Raw genomic sequence first — 24,882 nt, 5'->3', positions numbered from 1 at the left:
CGAACCACTCGCGCGCCCTTCGGTCGAGCCCGCTGGGCCGACCGCGCACCCTCGCAGATCCCACTCCTCGGAAGGCGGCTGCCCATGTCCCTCTACCTGTACGAACTCGTGCCGACCGGTGCACCGGGCCGGACCATCGACGAATTCGGCGCGCGGGCCGAGAAAGAAGGCGGCGCGCTGATCGAGGCGCAGGTCACCGGCGGTTCGCCGCGGATATTCGCGATCGCCGAATTCACCGACTGTCGTGCGCCCGTGCTCTCGGCCGACGACCTGCTCGCAGGCACCGTCGACGGACCGCACCGAGTGCGCCTGGTCGGCGCCGACCTCGCGGCGATCAGGGCCGCACGGCCCGCCGCCGGATATCTGGTCGAGTGGGATATTCCGGCCGAGATCGATATGGACACCTACCTGGCCCGCAAGAAGGCCAATTCCCCGAAATACGCCGACGTGCCCGAGGTGAGTTTCCTGCGCACCTACGTTCGCGAGGACATGGACAAATGCCTGTGCTTCTACAACGCGCCCGACGAGGCCGCCGTACTGCGGGCCCGCGACGCGGTGAACACGCCGGTCGACCGGCTACACGAACTGACGGATCCGCGGATATGACCACCGCTGTCACCGAATTCGTCCGTGCCAGGGCCACCGATCTCGACCTGGGCCGCACCGATATCCGCGCCGATATCGCCGAGATAGGCGGTCGAGGATTGCTGGCCACCGGACTCGGTGGATCGGATATCGGTGAGATCGCCACGCTCATCGAGCAGGTCGCCGCCGAAAGCCTGGCCGCGGGATTCTCGCTGTGGGCACAGCGCATGGCGCTGGAATACCTCGTCCGCGCCCCGGATCCGATACGCGAACAGTATCTGGACGAGCTGGCCTCGGGCCGCCGGATCGGTGTCACCGCGATGGCGGCCGCGCTCAAACACCTCGCCGGACTCGGTGAGCTGCCCCTGCGCGCCGAGCAGGAGGACGGACGGGTGGGCGGCCCGATCGCGTGGGCCTCCAACGTCTTTCCCGATTCGCTGATCGTGTTCCCCTTTCGCGGGCAGGACGGACGCGGCCGCGTCGGGGTGGTGCGCGCCGACGCCGACGGCGTGCGGATCCGCCCCGCGCCGCAACTGCTCGCCCTCGACGCTACCGCGTCGACCTCGCTGACCTTCGACGATGTCGTGGTCGGTGACGATCAGGTCGTCACCGCCGATCTGACGGCGTTCTGCGCCACGATCCGGCCGATATTCCTGCTGTTGCAGACCGCGTTCTGCACCGGTGTCGCCGAAACCGCCGTGCGCGAGTCGAGTACGCGCCTCGACGGTCTGGGCGCGCAGTTCCGCGACGAATACCGGGAACTCGCGCGACGGCACGAAACGACCCGCCGTCGCCTGCACGACCATGCCGCCGCCGCGCACGCGACGGAACCCGCCGAGTTGCTCCGGCTGCGCCTGGACGCCGCACGCAACGCCGTCGAGGCGACGCGACTGGAATCCACCCTGTGCGGCGGAGCCGGGTACGCGCTGCACAGCCACACCAACCGACGGTTCCGCGAAGCCGCGTTCCTCCCTGTCCAATCACCCTCGGAAGGCCAATTGCGGTGGGAACTGTCGCAGTACAACTAACGCACGCCCGCAAAACCTATTCCGGTCGCGACGAACCGGTGCTCGACGGAGTGGATCTCGAGATCGGGGTCGGCGAACTGCTCGTGGTGCTCGGCGCGAGTGGCAGCGGCAAATCGACACTGTTGCGGGTCGTGGCGGGACTCGACCGGCTCGACGGCGGCGAGATCAGCTGGGGTTCGGATGTGACCGAGAGCCCCGCCACCGGCATGGTGTTCCAGCAGCCACTGCTGATGCCATGGCTGACGGTGCGTGAGAACGTCCGATTCGGCGGCCGGTTCGCCAGGCACCGAACAGGTTTCGATCCCGGCCACGCCGACGCGCTACTGGACCGCTTCGGCTTGGCCGGACTCGCCGACCGACGCGTCGATCAGCTCTCCGGTGGACAGGCGCAGCGGGTGGCGGTGGTCAGGGCGGTGGCGGTGCGGCCGCGACTGCTGTTGCTGGACGAACCGTTCAGCGCGGTCGATCCGGCCGTCCGCGCCGATCTGCAGGACTGGCTGGCCGATCTGGTGCGCGATATCGGCTGCACCACCGTGCTGGTCACCCACGACATCGACGAGGCGTTGCGGCTCGGTGACCGGATCGTGCTGATCGGGCCGGGCGCCACGGTCCGCGAGGAATTCCGTGACATCGGCGACGCGGACGACCGGGACCCACTGCGGCAGCGCATCATCGAGCGCTACCGGGATTCGACGGTGACGGTATGAGGACCCCGGCGATATCCCGGCGCGGATTGCTCTGCGGCTGCGCGGGATTGGTCGCGACGGGCGGTGTCGCCGGACTGGCGGACCTGGGCCGCGCGGCGGCTCAGCGGCGCGGTGGCGGCGGCGAACGTCTGCGGATCGGATATCTGCCCATCACCGACTCCGCGCCGCTGCTCATCGCCGATCGTGGCGCCGCGGCCGCGGATCTGGCCGAACCCGTCCTGTTCCGCAGCTGGGCGGCGCTCGCCGAGGCGTTTCTCACCCGCCAGGTCGATATCGTGCATCTGTTGATGCCGCTGGCCGTGCAGTTGCGTTTCGGTCTTGGCGCACCGGCGCGGATTCTCGGGTGGAATCACACCAACGGCTCGGCGTTGACCGTCGCCCCCGGAATCACCGAACTCGGACAGCTGGCCGGAACCCAGGTCGCCATTCCGTTCTGGTGGTCGATCCACAACATCCTGATTCAGCAGTTGCTGCGCGCGCACGGATTACGGCCGGTGATCCGTGGTTCGGCATCGCGGTCGGCGGGCACCGTGGAACTGGTCGTGATGAGTCCTTCGGATATGGTTCCGGCACTGGCGAACGGCTCCATCAGCGCGTTCACGGTGGCCGATCCCTTCAACGCCGCCGCCGAACTACGCGGTGTCGGCCGGATCCACCGGTTCCTGGGCGACCTCTGGCGCGATCACGCCTGCTGCGCGCTGGTCGTGCACCAGCAACTGCTCGACCGGCGTCCCGACGCCGCCACGGCGGTCATGGACGCGGTCGTTCGTGCCCAGCTGCGGATCGGCGGCGATCGTCCCGACGCCGCGAAGCAGTTGGCGGGCGCGTACCTCCCGCAGCCCCTGCCCGCCATCACCAAGGCCCTGACCTATTCCGATCAGCTCCCGGTCCGCCACCCCGAATGGCGTCCGCAGCGAATCGGATTCCAGCCCTTTCCTTTTCCGAGTTTCACCGGCGCGCTGGTCGCGGCCATGCACGACACCGTCGTCGACGGCGACACCGGGTTCCTGTCCGGCCTCGACCCGGACCGGGTGCACGGCGCGCTGGTCGACGACCGGTTCGTCCGCGCCGCCATCGACAACGCGGGCGGCCCGGCCGCCTTCGGACTGCCCGACCGGCTCACCCGCATCGAGGAGATCGACCCATCGTGAATACCGTCGACATCCGGCCGCCACGGACTCTCACCTGGCTGCCACGTCTGGCCGCGGTCGCTGCCGCACTGGTGCTGTGGTGGATCCTCACCGACCTGGTCGCAGGCGCGGATTCGCTGCTGCGCGAGTTCGGGCCGCAGCATGTTCCGGGAGCGGCCCGGCAACTACTCGACCGGGGTGTGCTGCTCCCCGATATCGCGGTCAGCCTGTGGCGGCTGCTGGTGGGACTGTTGATCGCCGTCACGGTCGGCATCCCGCTCGGACTGCTGCTGGGGCTGCACGCCGCGACCGAGCACGCGCTCGCACCGGTGGTGCAGTTCCTGCGGATGATCTCCCCGCTGTCCTGGGCGCCCATCGCGGTCGCGCTGTTCGGCATCGGAAACCAACCGGTCATCTTCCTCGTCGCCGCGGCGTCGGTCTGGCCGATCGTGCTCAACACCGCCGCGGGCGTGCGGGCGATCGACCCCGGATTACTGCTGGTCGCCCGGTCGTTCGGCGCCTCGCGCCGCGAACAACTGTCCTCGGTGATCCTGCCCGCGATCCGCGCGCAGGTCCAGACCGGGCTGCGCGTCGCGCTGGGTATCGCCTGGGTGGTGCTGGTGCCCGCCGAAATGCTCGGCGTCCGCTCCGGTCTGGGCTATCAGATTCTCAATGCCCGCGACCAGCTGGCCTACGACCAGGTGATGGCGGTGATCGTGGTGATCGGGATCATCGGCTACGCGCTGGACACGCTGTCGCGGGTGGTACTCGATCGCCGGTGATCCGCGCGACCGCTCGACGCGATCGACGCGGTTTCCGATGACGTGTCCGACGAGTTCGATGACGTGTCGTGCATGTCGCTGTGTAAGCGGTGTGTAAAACGTTGCAGGCCAGTCTGTTTGTCTCGAACGGGCGGCGGGGTCGCCGCCGTGTCCGTGTGGGGTGAGCATGGTCCGCACCCGGGATCGATTGGCGGCCTTGTGGACCCATAGACGCAGGTGAGGGTGTCCGCATGAGTTCGGGTCGATTCCGTCGAGCGAAAACGCCACGCCGATGCCGCTGCCATCGATCACCGCGTGTCCGAGACCCGTTGCGGCACCGTAGCTCACGGTTCCCACGCGGACCGCACAGTCGGAATTTCGGCGGTGCCGAGCACTCGACCAGTCCGGGCGCGCGCGTCGTGGCGACGGGCGCTACAGTACCGCCGTGACAGAGCACCGATTGTCCATCGGAGGGGATCGCTTGCAGGACCTCGGAGTACCGCCTTCGCTGGACCTCCGTTCCGCCGATTGGTCGAGTACCGACGAGACCCTGGCTTGGCTGTTCCAACGAGTCGAGACCTACGCGATGGACGCGCGCGATTGGTATTCGAGGGATCGACGCATCAAACAGCGGACGAGCCTAGCGCTCACCGCGGCGATGCTCTTCCTCGGTCTGCTCGGAATCCTGGTGCCGCTGATGACCACGGCGGGAATCGACGCCGTCGACCCCAGCTGGGGCTATGTACTGCTGGCCTGCGCCGCCGGATGTTCGGCGGTCGACCGGTTCTTCGGCATATCGACGGCCTGGCGCCGCGATATCCGCAGCGTGCACGCGATCAACGCGATGATCTGCGACCTCCAGTTGGAGTGGGCCTCGATGTCGAGGGCCTCGGCCAATTCCAACGGCGAGATCGACCGTCGCATGGGACTGCTGCGAGATTTCTCCTATCGGGTGAACGAGGTGATCATCCGGGAGACCAACACCTGGGCGACCAACCTGCCGATCCCGGCGGAAGCCCGGGGCGGCAGGTCCGACCGCAGGCATACATAACCGCGGCCGGGTGGAATTCATTCCGACACGGACTGTTTCGGCTCGGCCTCGGGCAGCGCGTCCCGCGTGTCGACATCCCAGAGTTCGATCGACTGGATGATCCAGAACGCCGCGAATTCGAGTATCAACGCCCATTCCAGCACGAGGAGGTCGTGCTGGAATTTCCACCCGGGAAACCATTGTTCGTTCCACAGGTGAAAGGCCGCGACGAGTATCACCGTGACGATCATGACGACGCCGATCACCAGGTATCGAAAAGCGTTGGAACGTAATCCGAGTGTGCGCGCCGACCATCCGTTGAGCCCGACGACGGCGATGATCCCGACGAACATCAGAATCGCCGCCACGTTGTGTCGATTGTCGAGGAACTGCTCGCCCCAGGGCAGGCGCAGGAAATCGTTCAGCCCCACCGGTGCGCAGAAGTAGACCACCAGCAGCGCGGAGATCGCGAGTCTGGTGAATCGAAGCGGTGTCGTATAGGCGGCGAAACCCCTTGTCCGCCAGACGAAGGCGAAGTATCCGACTTCGGCGACGACCCACACGCTGACCAGCGCCGCCAGACCGGTCGACAGGACCCGGTCGTAGTCCTGGCAGCCGGGTAGCGCGGTGAACCCGGTGCCCGCCGGGTCTTCGGGCGCGCAGATCCGCATCGGCTGGGTCGGAACGACGGCGACGAAGAACGCCATGAATCCGGCGAAATTGAGAACCGAGTCCTCGCGGTCGGAATTGCCGCGGTAGATGATCAGGCAGGTGCCCGTGGCGAACAGCGCGCCGACGAAAATGGCGTGCACGGAGGTGTAGAAAGATCCGCTGATCGACTGTGCCACATCACCTGTCACCCGATATTCGTCGATCTGCGCGACGGCGATGAGCGCGATGACCACGACCGTCCCCGCGCGTAGTCCCCGATAGGTTTCGAGCGCGACCCGTGGATGTGCGATGGGTGGATTGCCGGTGCTGTGCACGTACGTCCTCCTGCCAGAGAAACGATCGGACACATAGTGTGCGCCGCCTATGCGATTCCAGCGGGAAAACGGCGTGAACATACGCCGGGATCGGAATCAGCCGACCGGTGGGCGTTTGCGAGGCGAATGGCGAACCCGCCTTTGGATCCGCGCGCGTGCGCGGTGACGGTTCGGCTCGGCGCGATACCCGGGACAGGGCGTATCGTCGGCGCCAGCAGGACATCTGGAGGAACGCGGTGGGGTCAGTGCTGGTGCCGGGGCAGGTATTCGCCGGGTACAGGATCGAACGGCTGTTGGGAGCCGGGGGAATGGGGGAGGTGTTCCTCGCCCGCGACCGCGGTCTGCCGAGATTCGTGGCACTGAAAGTGCTCGCGCGTGCGGTGGGCGAGAACGAGGATGTGCGACGGCGCTTCCAGCGGGAGGCGGATACGGTCGCGCGGTTGTCGCATCCGAATATCGTCACCATCTACACGCGGGGTGAAGAAGAAGGTCTGCTGTGGATTTCGATGGCCTACGTCGACGGTCTCGATCTGGCCGCGGCGCTGTCCGCGGGCGCGCTCACCATCGAGCGGACCGTGCGGATCGCGGGGGCCGCGGCCGACGCGCTCGACCACGCGCACGACGCGGGCGTACTGCACCGCGATGTGAAACCGGCCAATATCCTGTTGACCGGGGGCGCCTCGGAGCGGGTGCTGCTCACCGATTTCGGGATCGCGAAGGGGCTGGGCGACAGCGTCGTGCTGACCAGGACCAACGAGGTCTACGCCAGTTTCCAGTACACCGCGCCCGAACGCCTGGACTTCGGCGCGGAGGTCGATCGGCGCGCCGATGTCTATTCACTCGGCTGCACCGTCTACCACATGCTCACCGGCGAAATCCCGTATCCGGGCACCAGCGCCGCGCACCTGATCCACGGTCACCTCTACCGGCCCGTTCCGAAGCCGAGTGAACGCAATCCGGCGGTTCCCCCTGCCTTCGACGCGGTCGTCGCCCGCGCCCTGGCGAAGAATCCCGGCGACCGGTTCCCCGACTGCGGCCGGTTGGCCGAAGCCGTCGCGGCGGCGGCGACCGGGAGCCGTCCGACGGTGATCGGCGGAGCTCCGCCGCGACCCGTCGAACTGTCGCAGACGCGGCCCACCGGAGGATACGGCGGTCTCGCGCGTCCGGTCGCCGAAGCCGGGCCGGCCGCCGGGGACGGTGCGGGCAGGCACACCGTCGGAGACGCCGCCGATCCCGGAATCCGATCCGCGCGCCGCGGTCGGACGGTCGCGGCGATCGTCGGCGGTCTCGTCGTTCTCGTGGCCGCCGCGGCGGCGATCTTCGGACTTGTGCGGTCGGCGGATGGCGACGAACCCGAGCCGACGCGTGCGATGGGGACCGATCCTGCTCTGGTCGGCACCTGGCAGGGGGTCGCGGAGCAGGACGATCAGGGGACCGTGTCGCGCTATCGGATGACGATCACGCTACGACCGGGCGCCGTCGGCACCGTCGGCGGCAGCACGACCTACGAAGTGCAGGGCGGAAACTGCTCGGGCGAACTGACCCTGCGCCAGTCGGGATCCGACGGGATGTCGGCGTCGTTCTTCGAACGGATCGTGTCGGGACCGTGCATTCCCAATGGCAATGTCACCGTGTCCGCCGCAAGCGTCGACCGGCTGGACTTCTCGTATTCCGGGGTTACGCGCGAGGGGAAAGCGCAGCGGGTGACGGCGGCTCTGGACCGGGTCGGGTGAGTCGGCGCGGTCGAGGAATACCCCGTCCCCGCGCGGGCGTGGGGACTACGCGGGTTCGTGGCCGTCCGGTTCGGCGACGGCGGGTGGCAGCACCGGTTCGACCACGGCGATCGAGCGCTTGCGCAGCAGTATCACGTTGATCGTGCAGCCCGCGGCGACCGCGAGGGCGATCAGCCCCGGGGTGGAATTGTCCAGGGCCGAATCCGGGTCCGTGGTGAACATGCGCCCGCGCAGGGCGATCACGACGCCGGGGACGAACAGCACCGCGACCCCCAGCATGACGCTGGGACTGTGGCTCGGCAGGGTCGCGGCGAAGCTGTATCCGGTGGCGAGCCCGAGTGCCAGGGTGCCGCCGATCGCCGCGCCCGGCCAGATATTTCCCGGCGTGGCGGCCACGACCGCGAAGACGGCCAGTGCCAACAGGGCGAGCATGGCGACGAACGGCATGGCCCAGCGTCGCCCCAGCGACATTCCGACGGCATTGGCGATCAGCGACAGGGGGATCATCCAGGCGGGCAGCGGAAGCGGCACGATCACACTACCCACCGCACCGATCGTGATACTGGCCTGCAACAGCATGCCGTCGCGTCCCGGCAGTAGCAGTCCGGCCATCAATGTCGCGACCACCGACGCCACCGTGACCAGCACGATCTCGCCGACGGTCGTCCCGTGTCTGACCATCCACTCCGAACCGAAGACTGGCACGCTCACCGCGATCACGGCGGCCAGGATCGGGCCGAGCGGGAGTTCCCCGGTGGCCAGCGTGAGGCGTTTGCCGAGCCGCGCCCGCGCCGTGCACCACCCGAGCAGCGCCGTGCCTGGCCACAGCAGCCACAGCGGTGGCGAGTCGACGAACCACGCGGCCAGACCATGCGGGGCGACATCCAGCCCGGCGAAGACACTGACTTCGCCGATGACGACGCTGATGAGAATTCCGAGGAGGAACGCGAGCATCATCGACGTCCGTACCGCCGCGGCCGCGGCCAGGCCACCGAGCAGTATTCCCGCGGCGAGGGTGTCGAGGTAGGTCAGCGTGCTCAGCGGCGCGACCGAGGACAGGCGTGGCCCGAGCTGATGGTTGACCAGCAGTACCACGGTGCCGGCCAGCGCCGCCGCCCACGGCACGATCGTGGACTCGGCGCTGCTGGTGAAGACCGTGATGACGACCGCGGCGATACATCCGATGGCGGCGGCCCTGGGCATATTGGTCGCGAGCAGTTCGATCTGCATCGTCGCCGTGCCGCCGCGCGCCCACTCGAGCGAGACGGGTGTGGCGAGCGCGAGTCCGCCGATCACGGCGGAAAGGAGAACCGCGACCAGTTCGACCAGCTCGACCGACCAGGTGCACCGACGCACCTGATCAACCTATCCGACCCAAGATCGTTTCCCCAGACTTTGCGATCAGGGTCGGGCATCGGTATCGGGGAAGCCGCTCAGGAGTAGTCGCGGAAGGTCATCACGAATCCGACCGCCGCGATCACGAACAGACCGATATAGGCGGCCACCCGCAGCGCGAGCCACGGCAGATCACGAACGAACAATCCGCTGATCATGGTGGTCAGCAGCATCAGCGTCCCGTAGAACACCGTTCGTCGGGGATGTTTGCCCATACTGCCGGTATACGCCGATCCCCGAGCCTCGGCGTCGATCGTTCGTGACGTCGGTCGGGAGCGGGAAGTCCGTGCGTCGGGACTATCGCCGGGCGAACGGATTCGGGCGCAACCAGTGCGGCTCGGTGGTCCAGCCGAGAAACCGCCGTGATCGGCCCCTGTCGGCCGAGCCGGTCCGATCGAAGGTGCCGCCGTCGACCACCAGGCGCAACCCGTTCAGTGCGGGCGCCAGACGGGCCGCGACATGCGCCGGATATTCGAGGGCCGCGGAGGCGAGTCCGCGCACGATCATGTCGCGTTCCTCCGGTGTGCACAGCGACAGATGGAAGAGCATCTGACGCCACGCGTACGCCGCGTCCTTGATGGTGGCGAGCGGACGCGGGTTGTTGTGGACGCGCGCGGTCAGCACGCAGACCGTGCGGAAGCAGCGTCGCGCGGATTCCGGGGTCGGCTCGACGCCGATCACGTGGACGAGGGTCGCCAGGTTGTGCGTGGTCAGGATCTGGGCCTGCTCGATGACCTTGCCGTTCGCGGCGACCGAGGATCCCGCACCGCCCGCGCGCTCGGCGCACAGTCGCGCGAATTCGTCCGCGCCGTTCGCGCGTGTCGCGAGAGCGCCGACCTCGGCGTAGTCGATGCCGTAGTAGCGCTCGTACAGGGTGCCGCCGAGCAGTTCGCTCGCGATCACCGCCGCGTCGAGGAATTTCGGCGTGAAGGTGCCCATGAAGATATCGGCGGCCAGTTCCTCGACCAGCGGGGCGCGCAGTCCGGTGTGGCGGGCGAGCACGTCGAGTTCACGGACCAGCGGATTGGGCAGGATGGTGCCGGGAAATCCTTGGACCGCGAGTTCTCCGAGTTCGCGGAGGGCGGACCGGACGGGCGCGGTATCGGTTCGATGCGCGGCGAGCGCGTCCATCCACGGCAGTTCCTCGACGCGTACCTGATGGTGCAGGTTCAGCAGCAGTAGTGAACGTCGGTTGCGGAACGCGCGGTAGGTGGCGGCGACGAGGGTGCGCGCGGCGGCGTCCGGATAGGCCGCCGCCGTTGTCGCGGCGACCAACTGCGGTACCAGTTCGGCGAGTACCTCGGCGGACGGGATGACTCCGCGCTCGATCAGCGTGCCGAGCGGCGCGCTCAGCGCGGACTCGACGACTCTGCGCAGTGTCGTCGGAAACCGCACTCCCGCGGGGATTCCCGATGTCGACGCCTCGGATTCGTCGACGGGGACGAGCAACGGCGCGATATCCCGCACGCCCACCTGCTGCGGCAGCTCCGCGAGCCGTCGCAGCAGCAGCGCGGCCAGCGCGTGGTAGGACGGCCGCGCCGTCTGTTCCGCCTGGGCGCGGCGCAGGGCGGTATGCGCGGCGGAGCCGGGCACGCCACGGCGGCGGACCATGGACGCGACGGCGTGGCGGAGCAGACCGAGCCGACGCGGGTCGAGTGTGCGTCCGGCGACGACGTCGGCCAGTGCGTCGTGCAGGATCGCGAGATTCTGCTTGGGGTCGCGGTGCTTTCCACACAGCCGGTGCGCGGCCGCGAGACTGCGGTACCGGGTGAGCAATCGGGCAGCGTCTTCCAGCCACGGGCCGTCGGGAGCCTGTTCGAGGACGCGGACGCGCAACCAGTGCGCGAGCAGTTCGTCGGCGAACGGCTGCCAGACGGTGAGCGCCTCGCGCTGGGTTTCGACGGCCCTGTTCGGCGTGCGTGCGGCCAGCGTCCGGCTCACGTCCGCGACGGTGCGTCGGTGCGTGGCGTCGGTGTCCGGCACGGGTCGCTCGGTCGGGCGGGGGGTGAAGCGCAACTGGTCGGCGAAGGGTTCGAGAGTGTCGACCAGCTCGGCGGCACCCCGCACATCGCCGACGCGCACCAGCCACGCCATGGTCAGGAGCGCGGCCTCTTCGGGGACGGTGACCTCGTACCGGCCGCTGTCGAGCAGTGCGTCGAGTTCGGCCATACCGGTAGCGGTGAGGCTGTGGGCGAACAGCGCCGCACGGCGCTCGGGTACGGCGGCTCGGCGCGCGGCCGTGATCTCGTAGGGTTCGAGCGCGCCGCCCGCGCTCGCCCGGCCGGTGGCGAATCCGCCGCGCACGACATCGAGTGTCACCCAGGCCGGGAAATCGGTGGGTGTCCGCGACCCGATCCGCAGCGTGCCGTCGGCGAGACCCTCCAGCACCTGCCACCACTTGCGGATTCGCGATTCCGCGCGATTGCGCGTCGCCGCGTCCCGGTGCGTGACCGCGGTGACGAAAGCGGTTGCCAGCAGGCCACCGGCGTACTCGGAACCCACCGTCGTCGGAAGCTGCTGACCAGCGTCGTCGTTCATAAGCCGACGTGGCGGGTGCCGCCCCCGCGCCCTCCGGGTTGGAAGCCCGGTGCTCTACTGCTGAGCTACACGTCGATGACCGCACTGTAGCCAATGGAAGTCGCCCGCGCCAAAGCCTTTTGCTGACCACGAAGGCCGTTGTTCAGCAGCGGCCGCTGCCGGCTCGGCAGCCGTCCCGGCTGGGCGCGCCATGTGTGCGGGAGGGCTGTCGAGGTCCGAAAACAGCCGGTGCGGTGGCGATCAGGATGGTTCCGGCCGCCAGCGCGATCCCGGACCACAAGGGCAGGGACGCGGCCGGGCTATGGCTCAGCAGGGCGGCTCCGAGTGCGGAGCCACCGCTGATACCGAGTTGGTAGGACACGACGTAGGCGCCGGACGGGATGTCCGGGGCGTCCGGAGCTGTGCCTATTGCGGCGTGTTGCAGGATGACCGGCAGGGCCGCCGCGGCGGCGCCCCACAGCACGACGAGGACGAAGACGACCCAGCCGAGGCGCGCGATGCCGAGCGCCGTCACCCCGCATGTCAGCGTCGTGGCCACGATGAGAGCGGTGCGGCGCGGATGGGTATCGAGCGCGCGTCCGACGAAAGTGACACCGAACAAGCCCGCGATGCCGTACCCGGCCAGCACGACCACCAGCAGCGATCCGCCCAACCCGGCCGGTGCGATCAGCAGTGTCAGGTAGGTGTAGCTCACATAGTGACCGACGACCAGTGTGGTCGTGACGAGGCAGACCACGAGAACTGGTCCGAGACCGGAGGTGTCGCGGACGCGTATCTCACGCGGCGGTGGGGGAGTCGCGGGTAGCGAGGCTCGCAGCAGGACCGCGGTGGCCCCGGCCGCACCGGCGAGCACGAGTGCGGCTGCGCGCCAACCCAGTTCGTGTGTCAGCCCGGTGACTATCGGCGCACCGGCGATCAGACCCAGCGAAGAGCCCGCGAAGACCGCCGCCGTCGCCCGGCCACGCATTCCGTCCGGTGCGTACCGTGCCGCTACCACGGGGATCTGCGACCAGACCAGGCCGTGTGCGATCGCCGCCACACCGCGTGCCACCGCCGCGACCGTGAAGTTCGGAGACAGACCGAACATCACCTGCGAGAGGGCCAGCAGCACAAGGGACGCGGTGCAGGGGTATTCGATCAGTTCGGCGCCGGCGATGCCGGACGCCAACTGGCGAGCGGTATCCGGCAGCACGACCCGGTCCTCGCCACTCACGACGACGAGGGTCGGCACATCGACGGCGGGGAGCAGCGGCCGAATATCGGTGCGGCTCACCAGCTCTACGTGATCGGCTCCGCCGATCGGGTAACCGGTGCGGATCTGCCGGACCGCTACCGCGTGCTCGTCCTCGGACAGATTCGTGAGCGTTCCAGGAGAGTTGGCGTAGAACAGCAACTCGGCCAAGGCGTCGAAATCGCCGCGCTCGGCCAGATGCCGCCACACCCGAACCAGCGCACGTGCCTGCGCGTCCGGATACACCAGCCCGACCGTGAGTACCAGCGCGCTGACGTGCTCGGGATGCCGGGTAGCGGCGGTGACGGCGACAGCGGACCCCAGCGAGAGCCCGACGATCGGGAATCGTTCCGCACCGGCCGCCAAGGCGGTCGCGACCACGGTGTCGGCGAGTACATCGATCGACAGCGGCGCGGTCGCCTTCGGTGTTTTGCCCGCGCCGGGATAGTAGGGTCCGACGAAACGCCGATCGGCAATGGTGTCGATGAGTGGTGCGAAGTTCTCGCGGACACCACCACCGGCGCCGTGGGCGAGGGCGACCACCGGACCGGTACCGCTGTCGACGACGTCTACCCGGTCCAACAACTGTTGACGCTGCGCATCGGAAATCATCGCGCGAACCTAAGCGTTCACGTTGGCGTGAAGGTCAAGACGAACTCCGGACCACGCGGGGCACAGCATGCGGATCGGTGAACTCGCCCGCCGCTCGGGCACGACGACGCGCGCATTGCGCTACTACGAAGAACAAGGCCTGCTCGCGCCCGAACGGACAGACAACGGCTACCGGGACTACAGCGAGACGTGTCTGGTGCGAGTTCGCCAGATCCGGGCACTGCTCGACGCCGGATTCAACTCGCACACCGTGGCGCGACTACTGCCCTGTGCCAGCGGGTCGCGCCCAGAGCTCGAACTGTGCCCCGACATCGTCGCAGCCGTGCGGACGACCCTGCGGCGCATCGAATCCGACCTGGAGGCCCTCAGCGGCCGCCGTGCGGCGGTGTCCTCGTTCCTCGCGGGTGAATCGTCCTCGGATTCCGCCTGAGAACCGCCCGGCGTGGCGCGTCGGTTCATCTCCGCCACACCCGTAAGTCGCGAATCCGGGCGGAGTCACCGACCCCGATCGCACGTGTGCGAGGTCACCGCGATGACCCGTTGTTCGCCGTGGGTCCCGCCTCGTGCCCGAGACGCCCGCGAGTGCGGCGCTCCTCCTTGAGTTCGGCTTCGTAGATATGCCGTACCCCGCCGGCGAGTTCCTCGCGGGCGGCGCGTTCGACGGCGCGGAACACCGACCAGTAGCCGTCATCGAACTCCTCGACGACCTGGAAGGTCCACCGGCCCTCGAGCACGTTGAGGCCGATCAGTTCTTCGCGAACGCGCCGCGCCCATCCGTCCTGCCCCGCCGCTTCCAGCGAATCCGCGGCGTCGGAGAGCATGAAGTCCGCGCCGCCGATCAATTGGTGCATCGAGTACAGATGGCCACGAGCTCGCTCGACAGCTTCGAGGGCTTCGGACAACTTGCCCAGCGCCTGTACGGTCTCGTCGCTGACGCCGTCCGGACGAACATCCACCGACGATTTCGCTATCGGCCATTCGTGGTGTTCCATCGCGCACCCCTTCGCCTCGGCACTCGGTTACCGACCGGCTACCCTCCTGTCCCTCGGGCAAACCGGCTGTACGCGACGGCCGAGCGACGGTCGAAGGCGTGCAGAGTCGAGGCTGCGGGTTGGGCGCGTCTACTCGCCGGGTCCGGGATGCCGATGGATGGGATCCACCCAGTAGACGGTGTCCGGTTTCTCCACCGGATCGATATCGAGGTTGACCACGACCGCCTCGCTGTCGCTCCGGACGAGTACGCATTCCAACGGTTCGTCGGTGCTGGCGTTGATCTCCTGGTGAGGAACGTAGGGCGGGACGAAGATGAAATCGCCCGGATCCGCCTCGGCGACGAATTCGAGCCGATCGCCCCAGCGCATACGCGCGCGCCCGCGCACCACGTAGATGACGCTCTCCAGCGCCCCGTGATGGTGGGCACCGGTCTTGGCGTCGGGATGGATCGTCACCGTCCCCGCCCAGATCTTCTGCGCCCCCACCCGCGCGGCGTTGATCGCCGCCGCGCGGTTCATGCCCGGTGTCTGCGCGGTATTCGGATCGAGACGGTCGGCCTTGATCACCCGCACACCGTTGTCCCGCCAGCGGTGCTCGCCGCTCGCGTCGTGGCCGGGGTCGTTCGCGGTCATGGGTGGATTCTCCGTCCCGGGCGGTCGGTCACGCGACTCCCTTGAGTTGCCGTTCGGTCACCGATCGGTAATGGGTGGTGATCGCCTCGACCGCGGTGAGTTCGATATCGGGACCGAGTCCGCGCCTGGCCACCAGACGGACATCGATGCAGCCCATTGCGGGCAGGTCGCTCACCTCGGTGAGGGTCTGCGGAATCGCGGCGTGGAACGGCAGCAACGCGATGCCCAACCCGGCCTGAGCGGCGGCCATGACACCGTCGAGCGTGCCGGACTCCGCCGCGACGGTGACGTCGTACCCCAGTTCGGCAAGTCGGTGCAGCGCGCGTTTGCGCAGACTGCACGGCTCCTCGAAGGCGACCAGCGAGATCGGCCCCGGCGACAGTCGCCATTCCGGCGCCGCGACCCATCTCAGTTGCAGTTCGCCGACTTCGGCGCCGAGCGGTTCGGCGCTGCCGCCCAGCACCACCGCGAGGTCGAGCGCGCCCTTGATCACCGATTCGGCGAGGCTGGTCGATCGGTCGATACGAAAATGCAGGTACACATCCGGGTACGCGCCGCGCAGGACACCGAGCAGTTCCGGCAGCAGCCGGTCGGCGGCGTGTTCGGTCGACCCGATCGAGATCCGGCCGGGGTTGGTGGCGACGAAGCGCTCCAACAGCCGGTCGTGCGCCGCGAGCAGGGTGCGCGCCTCGAGCACGAACCGCTCCCCGTCGGGTGTGAAACGTGTACCGCGACCGTCTTTTTCGACGAGAATCCGCTTCAACCGGCGCTCCAACAGTCGAACGTGCTGGCTGACGGTCGGCTGGCTCAGGTGCAGCGCGTCGGCCGCACGCCGGAATCCGCCGGTGTCGGCGATCGCCACCAGAGTCCGTAGGTGCACAAGGTCCAAGGGATCTGCCATGCCGCTCATCTGCCTCCACGTAGACATCCGGTTGCCATCACGGTCCTACACCGGGCCTTCGGTACGCACACTTTGAATCTGTGAGATCGAAACATTCGATTCGGCAAGGCATTCGAGCCGGAGGCGCGCTCGATCGAAGTCGGCGAGCGCGGCGAACCGGTTTCCCGCGCGGCTCCCGCGCCGGGATTCCGAATGTGCTTCCGGTGCAGTGTCTTACGAATATCGAGATCTCGACGTGACAGTGCGACGGCTGGATCCGACGACGAGTTCGGGTCGGGGTCGCCGCGTAGGGCGGCCCGGCCTTTCACGCATTGTGAAGCAAATGCTTATGGATATGCATCCGATCGACTACCTGCCTGTATTATTCGGGACGCGGGGTGGGAAATGGGTCGTGTTGCGCGAGGTCCGTCGAATTCGATCGGAATTCCGGATGGGTGCGTATCGGACTTTCCGATGCGTCTCGCGACAGTCACTGTGCCGCAGGGGATTACGCTGGTGTCCGGGTGATGTGAATCGGAGATCGTCGAGTTGTCGACACTTCGGAAGTCACCGGGACGTGTAGGCGATCGATGTTTCCGGAATGCGCGCTATTCCCCCGATCAAAGGGAGATGAATGTCTGTGGCTGAAACACCAGGGAATGGATCGGAGTTTTCTCCGGTCGCGGTGATCGGACTCGCGTGCAGGCTGCCGGGCGCGAACGGTCCCGCCGAGTTCGAGCGGCTCCTGCGTCACGGCGAGAGCGCGATCGGAACTCCGTCGGCCGGTCGCCTCACGGCGGATCCTCGTATCGAAGGGCTCGTCGGCGGCTTCCTGGATAAGGTCGACGAGTTCGACGCCGAGTTCTTCGGCATCGCCCCGCGCGAGGCTGTCGCGGTCGACCCTCAGCAACGCCTCCTGCTGGAATTGGCTTGGGAGGCAGCCGAAGACGCGAATATCCCGATGACCGCGCTGCGTGGTTCCGACACCGGCGTCTATGTGGGTGCGATCGCGAGCGATTACGCCGCGCTGGTGCAGGAGGCCGGTGACGCCGCCGTCACCCGTCATACCCTCACCGGTCTGAGCCGAGGAGTCCTCGCCAACCGGATCTCCTACACCTTCGGTCTGCGCGGGGCGAGCCTGACCGTCGACTCCGCGCAATCCTCCGGCCTCGCCGCGGTACATCTGGCATGCGCCTGCCTCGGCAGCGGCGAGTCGACAACGGCATTCGTCGCCGCCGCGAATCTGAATCTCGGTCGTGGCAGCGCGGTGACGGCGCAGCGGTTCGGCGGTGTGTCCGCCAGCGGCCGCGCCTCGGTGTTCGACGCCGACGCCGACGGCTACGTGCGTGGTGAGGGGGCGGTGGTACTGCTGCTGAAATCGCTGGAACAGGCACGGGCCGACGGCGACCGCGTGCACGCGGTGATCCGCGGCACCGCGCTCAACAACGACGGCGCGAGTCCCGGGCTGACCGTGCCGACGGCGGCCGCGCAGGCGGCGGCCATCGAGCGGGCACTGCGGCGGGCGAATCTGCGCGCCGAGGATGTGCGGTACGTCGAGTTGCACGGCACCGGTACCAAGGTCGGCGATCCCGTCGAAGCCGAGGCCCTTGCCCTCGCCATCGGGCGTGCGCGACCCTCGGACGATCCGCTGCTCGTGGGTTCGGTCAAACCGAACGTCGGTCACCTCGAAGGGGCGGCCGGTCTGGTCGGACTACTGAAAGCCATTGTGAGCGTACGCGGTCCGGAGATTCCGGCGACGCTCAACCATGATCGGCCCCATCCCGGCATCGATCTCGAAGGGTCGAACCTGCGTGTGGTCACGGCCGCCGAGCCCTGGCAGCACGCCGATCGACGGGTGATCGCGGGCGTCAGCTCGTTCGGAATGGGCGGCACGAACGTGCACGTGGTCATCGAGAGAGCCTCGGCCGGTGCGGAACTCGAGACGAGGCCGGGGGTTGTCGGCGCGGCGCAGGCCGATTCGCGACCCGGGGACGTGACACCGTTCGTGATCTCGGGGGTGTCGGCTGCGGCGTTGGCGGGTCAGGCGGCGCGGCTGGCCGAATTCGCCACGCGCGATGACGCGGACCCGACCTCGATCGCCTCGGGCTTGGCCCGTGACCGTGTCGTCTTCGGGACGCGCGGTGTCGTGCTCGCCGCCGACCGGGCCGCTTTGGTCGCGGGGGCGACCGGGCTGGCCCGGGGACGGACGGTTCCGGGAATCGTCACCTCGGCCGGGGCAGTGGGCGGCGTCGGCGTCGTCTTCGGCGGACAGGGGAGCCAGCGGGCCGGAGCCGGAGCGGCTCTCTACGAACGGTTTCCGGCCTTCAGGTCGGCGTTCGACGCGGCGGCCTCGGCCCTGGACCGGCATCTCGCGGGTGCGGTCGAACACACGGTGCGCGAGGTGGCGTTCGGTGCCGACGGCACGGCGGGACTGATCGATTCCACGGTCTACACCCAGGCGGTCGTCTTCGCGCTGGAGACCGCGCTGTACAGCCTGCTGCGGTCGTGGTCGATCGAGATCGCGGCGGTCGCCGGGCATTCGATCGGTGGCGTTGTGGCGGCGCACGTCGCGGGGGTGCTGTCGCTCGACGACGCCGCGCGATTGGTGGCGGCCAGGGGCAGACTCATGGGATCGTTGCCGTCCGGCGGTGCCATGATCGCGGTCGAGGCCACCGAAGCGGAAGTGCTGGAGACGATTTCGAGCGTCGCGGGCGACGCGCACCGGGACGTGTCCATCGCCGCGGTGAACGCCCCGCGCGCGGTGGTGATCTCCGGATCGGAGGATGCGGTCAGCCGGGTGGCCGACGCGCACTCGGCAGCCGGGCGCCGGACCAAACGGCTCGCGGTCTCGCACGCGTTCCATTCGGCGGCGATGGAACCCGTGCTGGCCGAATTCGAAACCGTGGTCGCCGGATCGACGTTCGCCGAACCGCACGGACCCGCCCTGATCTCGGATGTCACCGGCAAGGTGGTCACCCGCGCGGAATTGGCCGACCCGACGTACTGGACACGGCACCTGCGCGGCACGGTCCGCTTCGCCGACACCGTCGCCACCATGCGAGCACTGGGCGTCGGGGTGTTCGTCGAGGCGAGCGCCGACGCTGTGCTGGCCCCCTCGATATCGGCCGGACTCGACCAGGCCGATGGTGCCGTCGCGGTGATCCCGACACTGCGTCGAGGCCGCGACGAGATCGCCACGACAGCGACAGCCGCCGCGACCGTGTTCACCAACGGTCACCATGTCGACTGGGCGGAGATCGTGCCGCCGGCGCGACGAATCCAATTGCCCACCTATGCGTTTCAGAGGCAGCGGTACTGGATCGATCTCCCCGCACGGTCCACGGAACCTGCCGCGACGGAAGTATCGGACGTGACGGATCCGGCGGATGGGGTTGCCGGTCCGACGGTTCGCGTGAACTCCGATGTCGTGGTCGCCTCGGTTCGGTCCCACGAGACCGAACTTGTCACCGCCACGACCCGGCCCGATGTGGTGCCTGCGACACCGGCCACGGACGCGGCGCGGGTGAACGCCCCCGTGGAACCCGCGGGGGCCACCATCGCGCACTCCGCGCTCGCGGAAACGGTTCTCGGCACGACCGCCGCGGTTCTCGGATACGCCGATCCCTCCGCACTGTCCTCGGACCGGACATTCAAGGAACTCGGGCTGGACTCGCTCGGCGCCTCCGAACTCGCCCGGGGACTGAGCGGAGAACTCGGGATCCGAATCGCCGCGACAGCGGTCTACGACTTCCCGACACCGGCCGCGCTCACGGCGCATCTGGACGCCCGACTATCCGGGACGGCTCCTGACGATTCGGCCACGGTTCGTCACGAGCGTGCCCGACCCGACGACTCCACCGATGATCCGATCGCGATCGTCGCGCTGAGCGGACGGTTCCCCGGTGCGGACACACCGGAGCAACTCTGGGATCTCGTCGCCGGAGGGGGCGAGGCGATCGGCGACTTCCCCGACGACCGCGGCTGGGATCTCGCGGCGCTGTTCGACCCGAGCGGGACCGAATCCGGGTCGAGCTACGTGCGGCACGGCGGGTTCGTCAGGGACGTGGCTCATTTCGACGCGGCCTTCTTCGGTATCTCACCGAGGGAAGCCGCCGCGATGGATCCGCAGCAGCGGCTGGTGCTGGAAGCGGCTTGGGAGCTTTTCGAGCGTGCGCGCATCGTGCCGGGGACGCTGGCGGGCAGTCGCACCGCCGTGTACCTGGGCGCCACACCGCAGGAGTACGGACCCAGGTTGCATCAGATGCCCGACGTGGCCGAGGGATATGGACTGACCGGCCTGTCGCCGAGTGTGCTGTCCGGTCGCGTCGCCTACACGTTCGGCCTGGCGGGGCCCGCGATCACCGTGGACACGGCGTGCTCGTCGTCGCTGGTGGCGCTGCATCTGGCGGTGCGGGCGCTGCGTGCGGGCGAGGTGGATCTCGCGATCGCGGGCGGGGTCACGGTGATGTCGAATCCCGGCATGTTCACCGAATTCTCCCGGCAGCGCGGACTGGCGCCCGACGGTCGCTGCAAGGCGTTCGCGGCGGGGGCGGACGGGACCGGCTGGGCCGAGGCGGTGAGTCTGGTGCTGGTGGAGCGGCTGTCGGACGCGCGGCGGCTCGGGCACGACGTCCTGGCGGTGGTGCGCGGTTCGGCGGTGAATCAGGACGGGGCGTCCAACGGTCTCACCGCGCCCAACGGTCCCGCGCAACAGCGGGTGATCCAGGAGGCGCTCGCCGATGCCGGGTTGCGTGCCTCGGATGTCGACGTGGTCGAGGCGCACGGGACGGGAACCGCTCTGGGTGATCCGATCGAGGCGCAGGCACTGCTGGCGACCTACGGCCGCGATCGGTCCGAACCGCTGTGGCTCGGCTCGCTGAAGTCCAACATCGGCCACACCCAGGCCGCGGCGGGAACCGCGGGGCTCACCAAAGCGGTACTGGCACTGCGCCATCGGACGATTCCGGCGACCCTGCACGTGGACGCGCCGTCGCCACACGTGGACTGGTCGGCCGGCGCGGTCCGGCTGGTCACCGAGGCGCGACCGTGGCTACCGGGCCCGCGTCCACGCCGAGCGGGTATCTCCTCGTTCGGCATCAGCGGCACCAACGCCCACGTGATCATCGAAGAAGCGCCGGTCGCGGTGATCCCGCCCGCCGCGTCCCCGGACGAATTCCATGGCGGCCAGCTGCCCTTCGTCCTCTCGGGTGGATCGGCGGAGGCGCTGCGCGCACAGGCCGGGCGACTGGCGGCCGGCGATATCGGGTCGAATATCGCGGAGTTCGCGTCCGCGCTGGTCCGTGACCGAACGGTATTCGGGACGCGGGCGGTGGTGACGGCCGACGGTGTCGGCGATCTCGTGGCGGGTCTGACCGCGCTGGCCGACGGGCGTTCGGCGCCCGAGGTGACGGTCGGCCCCGGGTCCGCCGCCGGTGGGAAGGTGGCCGTCGTCTTCGGCGGACAGGGCAGTCAGCGTGCCGGTGCCGGTCGCGAACTGTACGAGCGCTTCCCGGTGTTCCGCGCGGCATTCGACCGGGCGGTGGAGTTGCTGGACGGTCACCTCGACGGTGTGGGGCAGCACTCGATCCGCGATATCGCGTTCGGCGCCGCCGGAACCGAGGGGCTCATCGATGCCACGGTGTTCACCCAGCCCGTGGTCTTCGCGGTGGAGACCGCGCTGTTCCGGTTGATCGAATCGTGGGGTATCGACGTCGCCGTCGTGGCGGGCCATTCCATCGGCGGTGTGGTGGCCGCGCATGTCGCGGGCGCGCTGTCGCTCGAGGACGCGGCGCGGCTGGTCGCGGCCAGGGGGCGGTTGATGGGGTCGCTTCCCTCGGGTGGCGCGATGGTCGCGGTGGAGGCCACCGAAGGTGAAGTGCTCGAGGCCATCGCCCGCTCGGTGGTCGACCATCGCGGCGGCGGGATCTCGATCGCCGCGGTGAACGGTCCACGGTCGCTGGTGATCTCGGGGGCCGACGCGGCGGTGCAAGCGGTCGCCGCCGAACTGTCCGACACCGGGCGCAGGACGAAACGACTCCCCGTGTCACACGCGTTCCACTCCTCGCTGATGGAACCGGTGCTCGCGGAATTCGACGCGGTCGTCGCCGGATTGTCCTTCCGCGCGACACAGCTGGTACTCGTCTCCGATTCGACCGGGGAAGTGCTCGCCGACGACGAACTCGCCGATCCACGCTACTGGGTGCGCCATCTGCGCGGCACGGTCCGATTCGCCGACGCGGTGCGCACCGCCCGCGACGCCGGAGCGGAGTTGTTCCTCGAACTCGGCGCGCAGGCGGTTCTGACACCGGCAGTGGCGAGCACGCTGGAGGAACACGACCGCGGCGGCGTCGCCGTCGCGGCACTGCGGGGTGATCGTGCCGAAACACTCGGCCTGTTCCGGGCGGCCGCCACGGTCTTCACCCACGGCCACGATGTCGACTGGACCGCGATCGTCGCTCCCGCGCGTCCGATCACCCTGCCCACCTACGCGTTCCAGCGACAGCGGTACTGGTTGAACGCGCCGGCGATCACCACCGTCGAGAAGCGCACGGGCGAGGACTGGTTCTGGGAGCGCGTCGGTGCGCACGATGCCGCCACGTTGGCCGACGAGCTCGGCGTCGACGCGGCCGCAGCACCATTGAGTGCGGTATTGCCCGCGCTCGATGCCTGGCGTGCTCGCCGCCGCGACGGCGAGACCCTGGATTCCTGGACCTACCTGGTGCGGTGGCGCGCGATCTCGGTAACCGGTCAGCGACCCTCTCGAGGAGACCACTGGCTCCTCGTCGCGCCCGGGACCGGCGGCGCGAACACGTGGGTCGCGGCCATCTCCGAGACGCTGGAGCGATCCGGCGCCACCGCGTCGACCGTCTTCATCGATACCGAGGCGGATCGGGCCGAAATCGCGACGGCGCTCGCCGCCCGCGAACAGCCGACCAGGATCGTGTCACTGCTGCCGCTCGCACCCGAATCGGACGCGCGGGCGACCGGTGTCGCGCTGGTGCAAGCCGCGGCCGATCTCGGCCTGACCGCCGACTTCCAGGTGGTCACCTCGGGCGCTGTCGCCGTCGTCGCGGACGAATCCGTTCGCGAACCGTGGCGGGCATGGCACTGGGCCTTCACCGCCGCGGCGGTGGCCGAGGGAGCCGTGCGCGGCGGTGGGCTGGTCGACGTGCCCGCCGAGCCGGACGACGCACTCGCCGCCCGCGCGGTCGCGGCACTGTCGAATACCGTCGGCGAACGGGAACTCGCTGTGCGCGAGAGCGGTACGTGGACCAGACGACTGGTTCGGGCGACCCCGTCCCGGTCGACCGCGCGGGTGTGGCGTCCGACCGGCACGGTTCTGATCACCGGCGGCACCGGGGCGCTCGGCGCTCGGGTGGCCCGCCGACTCGCGAGCAACGGCGCGACCGGGCTGCTGCTGGTGAGCCGACGCGGACTCGACGCTCCCGGCGCACGCGACCTGGTCGACGAACTCGAACGACTCGGCGCGCACGTGACGGCGGCCGCCTGCGATATCGGCGATCGATCCGCCCTGTCCGCCGTCCTGGCCGACATTCCCGAGGAACGGCCACTGACCGATGTGGTCCATACCGCCGCGGTACTCGACGACGCGCTGATCGACGGGCTCGACCGCGAACGGATCGAGCGGGTCCATCGGGTGAAGGCTGGCGGCGCGGAACACCTGCACGCGCTGACCGCGCATCTGCCCCTGTCCTCGTTCGTGCTGTTCTCCTCGGTCACCGGGACCGTCACTACGGCGGGGCAGGCCAACTACGGTCCCGGCAACGCCTTCTCCGACGCGTTCGCCGAGTACCGCCGCTCGCTCGGGCTGCCCGCCACCGCGATCGCCTGGGGCCACTGGGACGGTGCGGGGCTCGCGAGTCCGGAGGCGCAAACCCATTTGCGCAGAGCCGGTCTGCGACCCATGGACCCGGAGCTGGCGATCGACGCACTCGAACGCGCGGTCACCTCGGACCACACCCGGATCGTCGTCGCCGACGTGGACTGGACCGCGACAGCGCGCACGGCGCACGCGCGGCTGGTCGAAGACCTGCTGCCGGTCACCGGTGACACCGACGAGCCGACGCACGCGGGCGGATTCGCCGAGCGGATCACCGACACGGACCCGGCCGAGCGCGTGCGCGCCGTACAGGCGATGGTGCGCGCCGAAGTGGCCGCCGTGCTCGGATTCGGCTCGGCCGCCGCCGTCGCCGACGAACGGAGCCTGCGCGATCAGGGCTTCACCTCGCTGTCGGCGATGGAACTGCGCAACCGGCTGCGGGAGGTCACCGCACTCGACCTGCCCGCGACCGTCGTCTTCGATCACCCGACGGTCCCCGAACTCGCCGATCTGATTCTCGGCCTGCTGATTCCGCACACACCGACGGTGCTGGAATCGGTGCTCGGCGACCTGGAACGGATCACCGCGCTGCTGTCGGGAGCGGACCTCACCGGCGACGAACGCGCCGTCGCGGCGGAGCACCTGCGCCGCGTGGTCGATTCGTCGGTGCTCGCCCCGACCGGGGCGGTCGGTCGCGCCGTCGAGTTGTCGACGGCGACCGACGACGACCTCATCGATTTCATCGGCACCGAACTCGGCATCTCCTGATCCGTCACCCCTCGGATCTGTCACATCTCGGGC

At 68.9% G+C, this 24,882-nt stretch carries 17 protein-coding genes, 1 tRNA gene and 1 pseudogene; 10 read left to right on the top strand and 9 right to left on the bottom strand.

All coding sequences use genetic code 11. The features are described 5' to 3' along the window. Positions 1 to 84 precede the first annotated feature (84 nt). From DAT37_RS40800 to DAT37_RS40775, 6 genes are all read left to right on the top strand, one after another. Positions 85 to 606, top strand: a complete 522-nt coding sequence (locus DAT37_RS40800) for a DUF4242 domain-containing protein (RefSeq protein WP_109530293.1) — start codon at positions 85 to 87, stop codon at positions 604 to 606. Continuing rightward, complete coding sequence (locus DAT37_RS40795; protein ID WP_109530292.1) at positions 603 to 1,613, top strand: acyl-CoA dehydrogenase family protein; 1,011 nt, start codon at positions 603 to 605, stop codon at positions 1,611 to 1,613. The genes DAT37_RS40800 and DAT37_RS40795 overlap by 4 nt, the downstream gene beginning before the upstream one ends. Then, positions 1,589 to 2,320 (top strand): ABC transporter ATP-binding protein, encoded by a 732-nt coding sequence (locus tag DAT37_RS40790; RefSeq protein ID WP_109530291.1) that lies wholly within the window; start codon positions 1,589 to 1,591, stop codon positions 2,318 to 2,320. The genes DAT37_RS40795 and DAT37_RS40790 overlap by 25 nt, the downstream gene beginning before the upstream one ends. After that, on the top strand, positions 2,317 to 3,471 hold the full coding sequence (locus DAT37_RS40785) for an ABC transporter substrate-binding protein (protein ID WP_109530290.1): 1,155 nt from the start codon (positions 2,317 to 2,319) through the stop codon (positions 3,469 to 3,471). The genes DAT37_RS40790 and DAT37_RS40785 overlap by 4 nt, the downstream gene beginning before the upstream one ends. Beyond that, on the top strand, positions 3,468 to 4,232 hold the full coding sequence (locus tag DAT37_RS40780) for an ABC transporter permease (RefSeq protein WP_109530289.1): 765 nt from the start codon (positions 3,468 to 3,470) through the stop codon (positions 4,230 to 4,232). The genes DAT37_RS40785 and DAT37_RS40780 overlap by 4 nt, the downstream gene beginning before the upstream one ends. 424 nt (positions 4,233 to 4,656) lie before the next feature. Further along, positions 4,657 to 5,262, top strand: coding sequence for an SLATT domain-containing protein (locus DAT37_RS40775; RefSeq protein WP_109530288.1), 606 nt, complete (start codon positions 4,657 to 4,659; stop codon positions 5,260 to 5,262). 17 nt (positions 5,263 to 5,279) lie between these two features. Here the strand turns inward: DAT37_RS40775 and DAT37_RS40770 are convergent, their stop codons facing one another. Next, entirely contained in the window at positions 5,280 to 6,227 is a 948-nt protein-coding gene (locus DAT37_RS40770; protein WP_109530287.1) for a hypothetical protein, read from the bottom strand. A gap of 236 nt (positions 6,228 to 6,463) precedes the next feature. Here DAT37_RS40770 and DAT37_RS40765 point away from each other — a divergent pair, with 236 nt between their 5' ends. After that, the gene (locus tag DAT37_RS40765; protein WP_157978958.1) at positions 6,464 to 7,960 is read left to right on the top strand and encodes a serine/threonine-protein kinase; all 1,497 of its coding nucleotides are present in this window, start codon (positions 6,464 to 6,466) and stop codon (positions 7,958 to 7,960) included. 45 nt (positions 7,961 to 8,005) lie between these two features. Here DAT37_RS40765 and DAT37_RS40760 read toward each other — a convergent pair whose 3' ends face one another. The 5 genes from DAT37_RS40760 to DAT37_RS40745 form a co-directional block, all read right to left on the bottom strand. Next, a complete protein-coding gene (locus DAT37_RS40760) occupies positions 8,006 to 9,316 on the bottom strand; it encodes a hypothetical protein (RefSeq protein ID WP_109530285.1) in 1,311 nt (436 codons plus the stop codon). A gap of 77 nt (positions 9,317 to 9,393) precedes the next feature. Next, the gene (locus tag DAT37_RS44645; protein WP_157978957.1) at positions 9,394 to 9,570 is read right to left on the bottom strand and encodes a hypothetical protein; all 177 of its coding nucleotides are present in this window, start codon (positions 9,568 to 9,570) and stop codon (positions 9,394 to 9,396) included. 82 nt (positions 9,571 to 9,652) lie between these two features. Then, the gene (locus DAT37_RS40755) at positions 9,653 to 11,893 is read right to left on the bottom strand and encodes a hypothetical protein (RefSeq protein ID WP_109530284.1); all 2,241 of its coding nucleotides are present in this window, start codon (positions 11,891 to 11,893) and stop codon (positions 9,653 to 9,655) included. A 3-nt stretch (positions 11,894 to 11,896) separates the two neighbouring features. Continuing rightward, a tRNA-Gly gene (locus tag DAT37_RS40750) sits at positions 11,897 to 11,968 on the bottom strand. 67 nt (positions 11,969 to 12,035) lie between these two features. Next, a complete protein-coding gene (locus tag DAT37_RS40745) occupies positions 12,036 to 13,736 on the bottom strand; it encodes an MFS transporter (protein ID WP_109530283.1) in 1,701 nt (566 codons plus the stop codon). A 67-nt stretch (positions 13,737 to 13,803) separates the two neighbouring features. Between DAT37_RS40745 and DAT37_RS40740 the strand changes: the two genes are divergently transcribed. Next, a complete protein-coding gene (locus DAT37_RS40740; RefSeq protein ID WP_109530282.1) occupies positions 13,804 to 14,166 on the top strand; it encodes a MerR family transcriptional regulator in 363 nt (120 codons plus the stop codon). 94 nt (positions 14,167 to 14,260) lie between these two features. Here the strand turns inward: DAT37_RS40740 and DAT37_RS40735 are convergent, their stop codons facing one another. The 3 genes from DAT37_RS40735 to DAT37_RS40725 form a co-directional block, all read right to left on the bottom strand. Continuing rightward, on the bottom strand, positions 14,261 to 14,728 hold the full coding sequence (locus DAT37_RS40735; protein ID WP_109530281.1) for a hypothetical protein: 468 nt from the start codon (positions 14,726 to 14,728) through the stop codon (positions 14,261 to 14,263). Positions 14,729 to 14,857: 129 nt separating this feature from the next. After that, positions 14,858 to 15,361: a cupin domain-containing protein gene (locus DAT37_RS40730; protein ID WP_109530280.1), complete on the bottom strand. Its 504-nt coding sequence runs from the start codon at positions 15,359 to 15,361 to the stop codon at positions 14,858 to 14,860. A 28-nt stretch (positions 15,362 to 15,389) separates the two neighbouring features. Then, on the bottom strand, positions 15,390 to 16,262 hold the full coding sequence (locus DAT37_RS40725; protein WP_109530381.1) for a LysR family transcriptional regulator: 873 nt from the start codon (positions 16,260 to 16,262) through the stop codon (positions 15,390 to 15,392). A gap of 613 nt (positions 16,263 to 16,875) precedes the next feature. Here DAT37_RS40725 and DAT37_RS46635 point away from each other — a divergent pair. Together DAT37_RS46635 and DAT37_RS40720 are read left to right on the top strand one after the other, a co-directional pair. Then, positions 16,876 to 19,464 (top strand): annotated as a pseudogene (locus tag DAT37_RS46635) (type I polyketide synthase); the annotation flags it as partial. Next, complete coding sequence (locus DAT37_RS40720) at positions 19,462 to 24,849, top strand: type I polyketide synthase (protein WP_456320133.1); 5,388 nt, start codon at positions 19,462 to 19,464, stop codon at positions 24,847 to 24,849. The pseudogene DAT37_RS46635 and the gene DAT37_RS40720, both read left to right, overlap by 3 nt. Positions 24,850 to 24,882 lie beyond the last annotated feature (33 nt).

This window comes from Nocardia aurea (genome assembly GCF_003123685.1).
Lineage (GTDB): Bacteria > Actinomycetota > Actinomycetes > Mycobacteriales > Mycobacteriaceae > Nocardia > Nocardia aurea.
The sequence above is the reverse complement of the archived record's forward strand: the minus strand, read 5'-3'. Positions and strand labels throughout refer to the sequence as shown.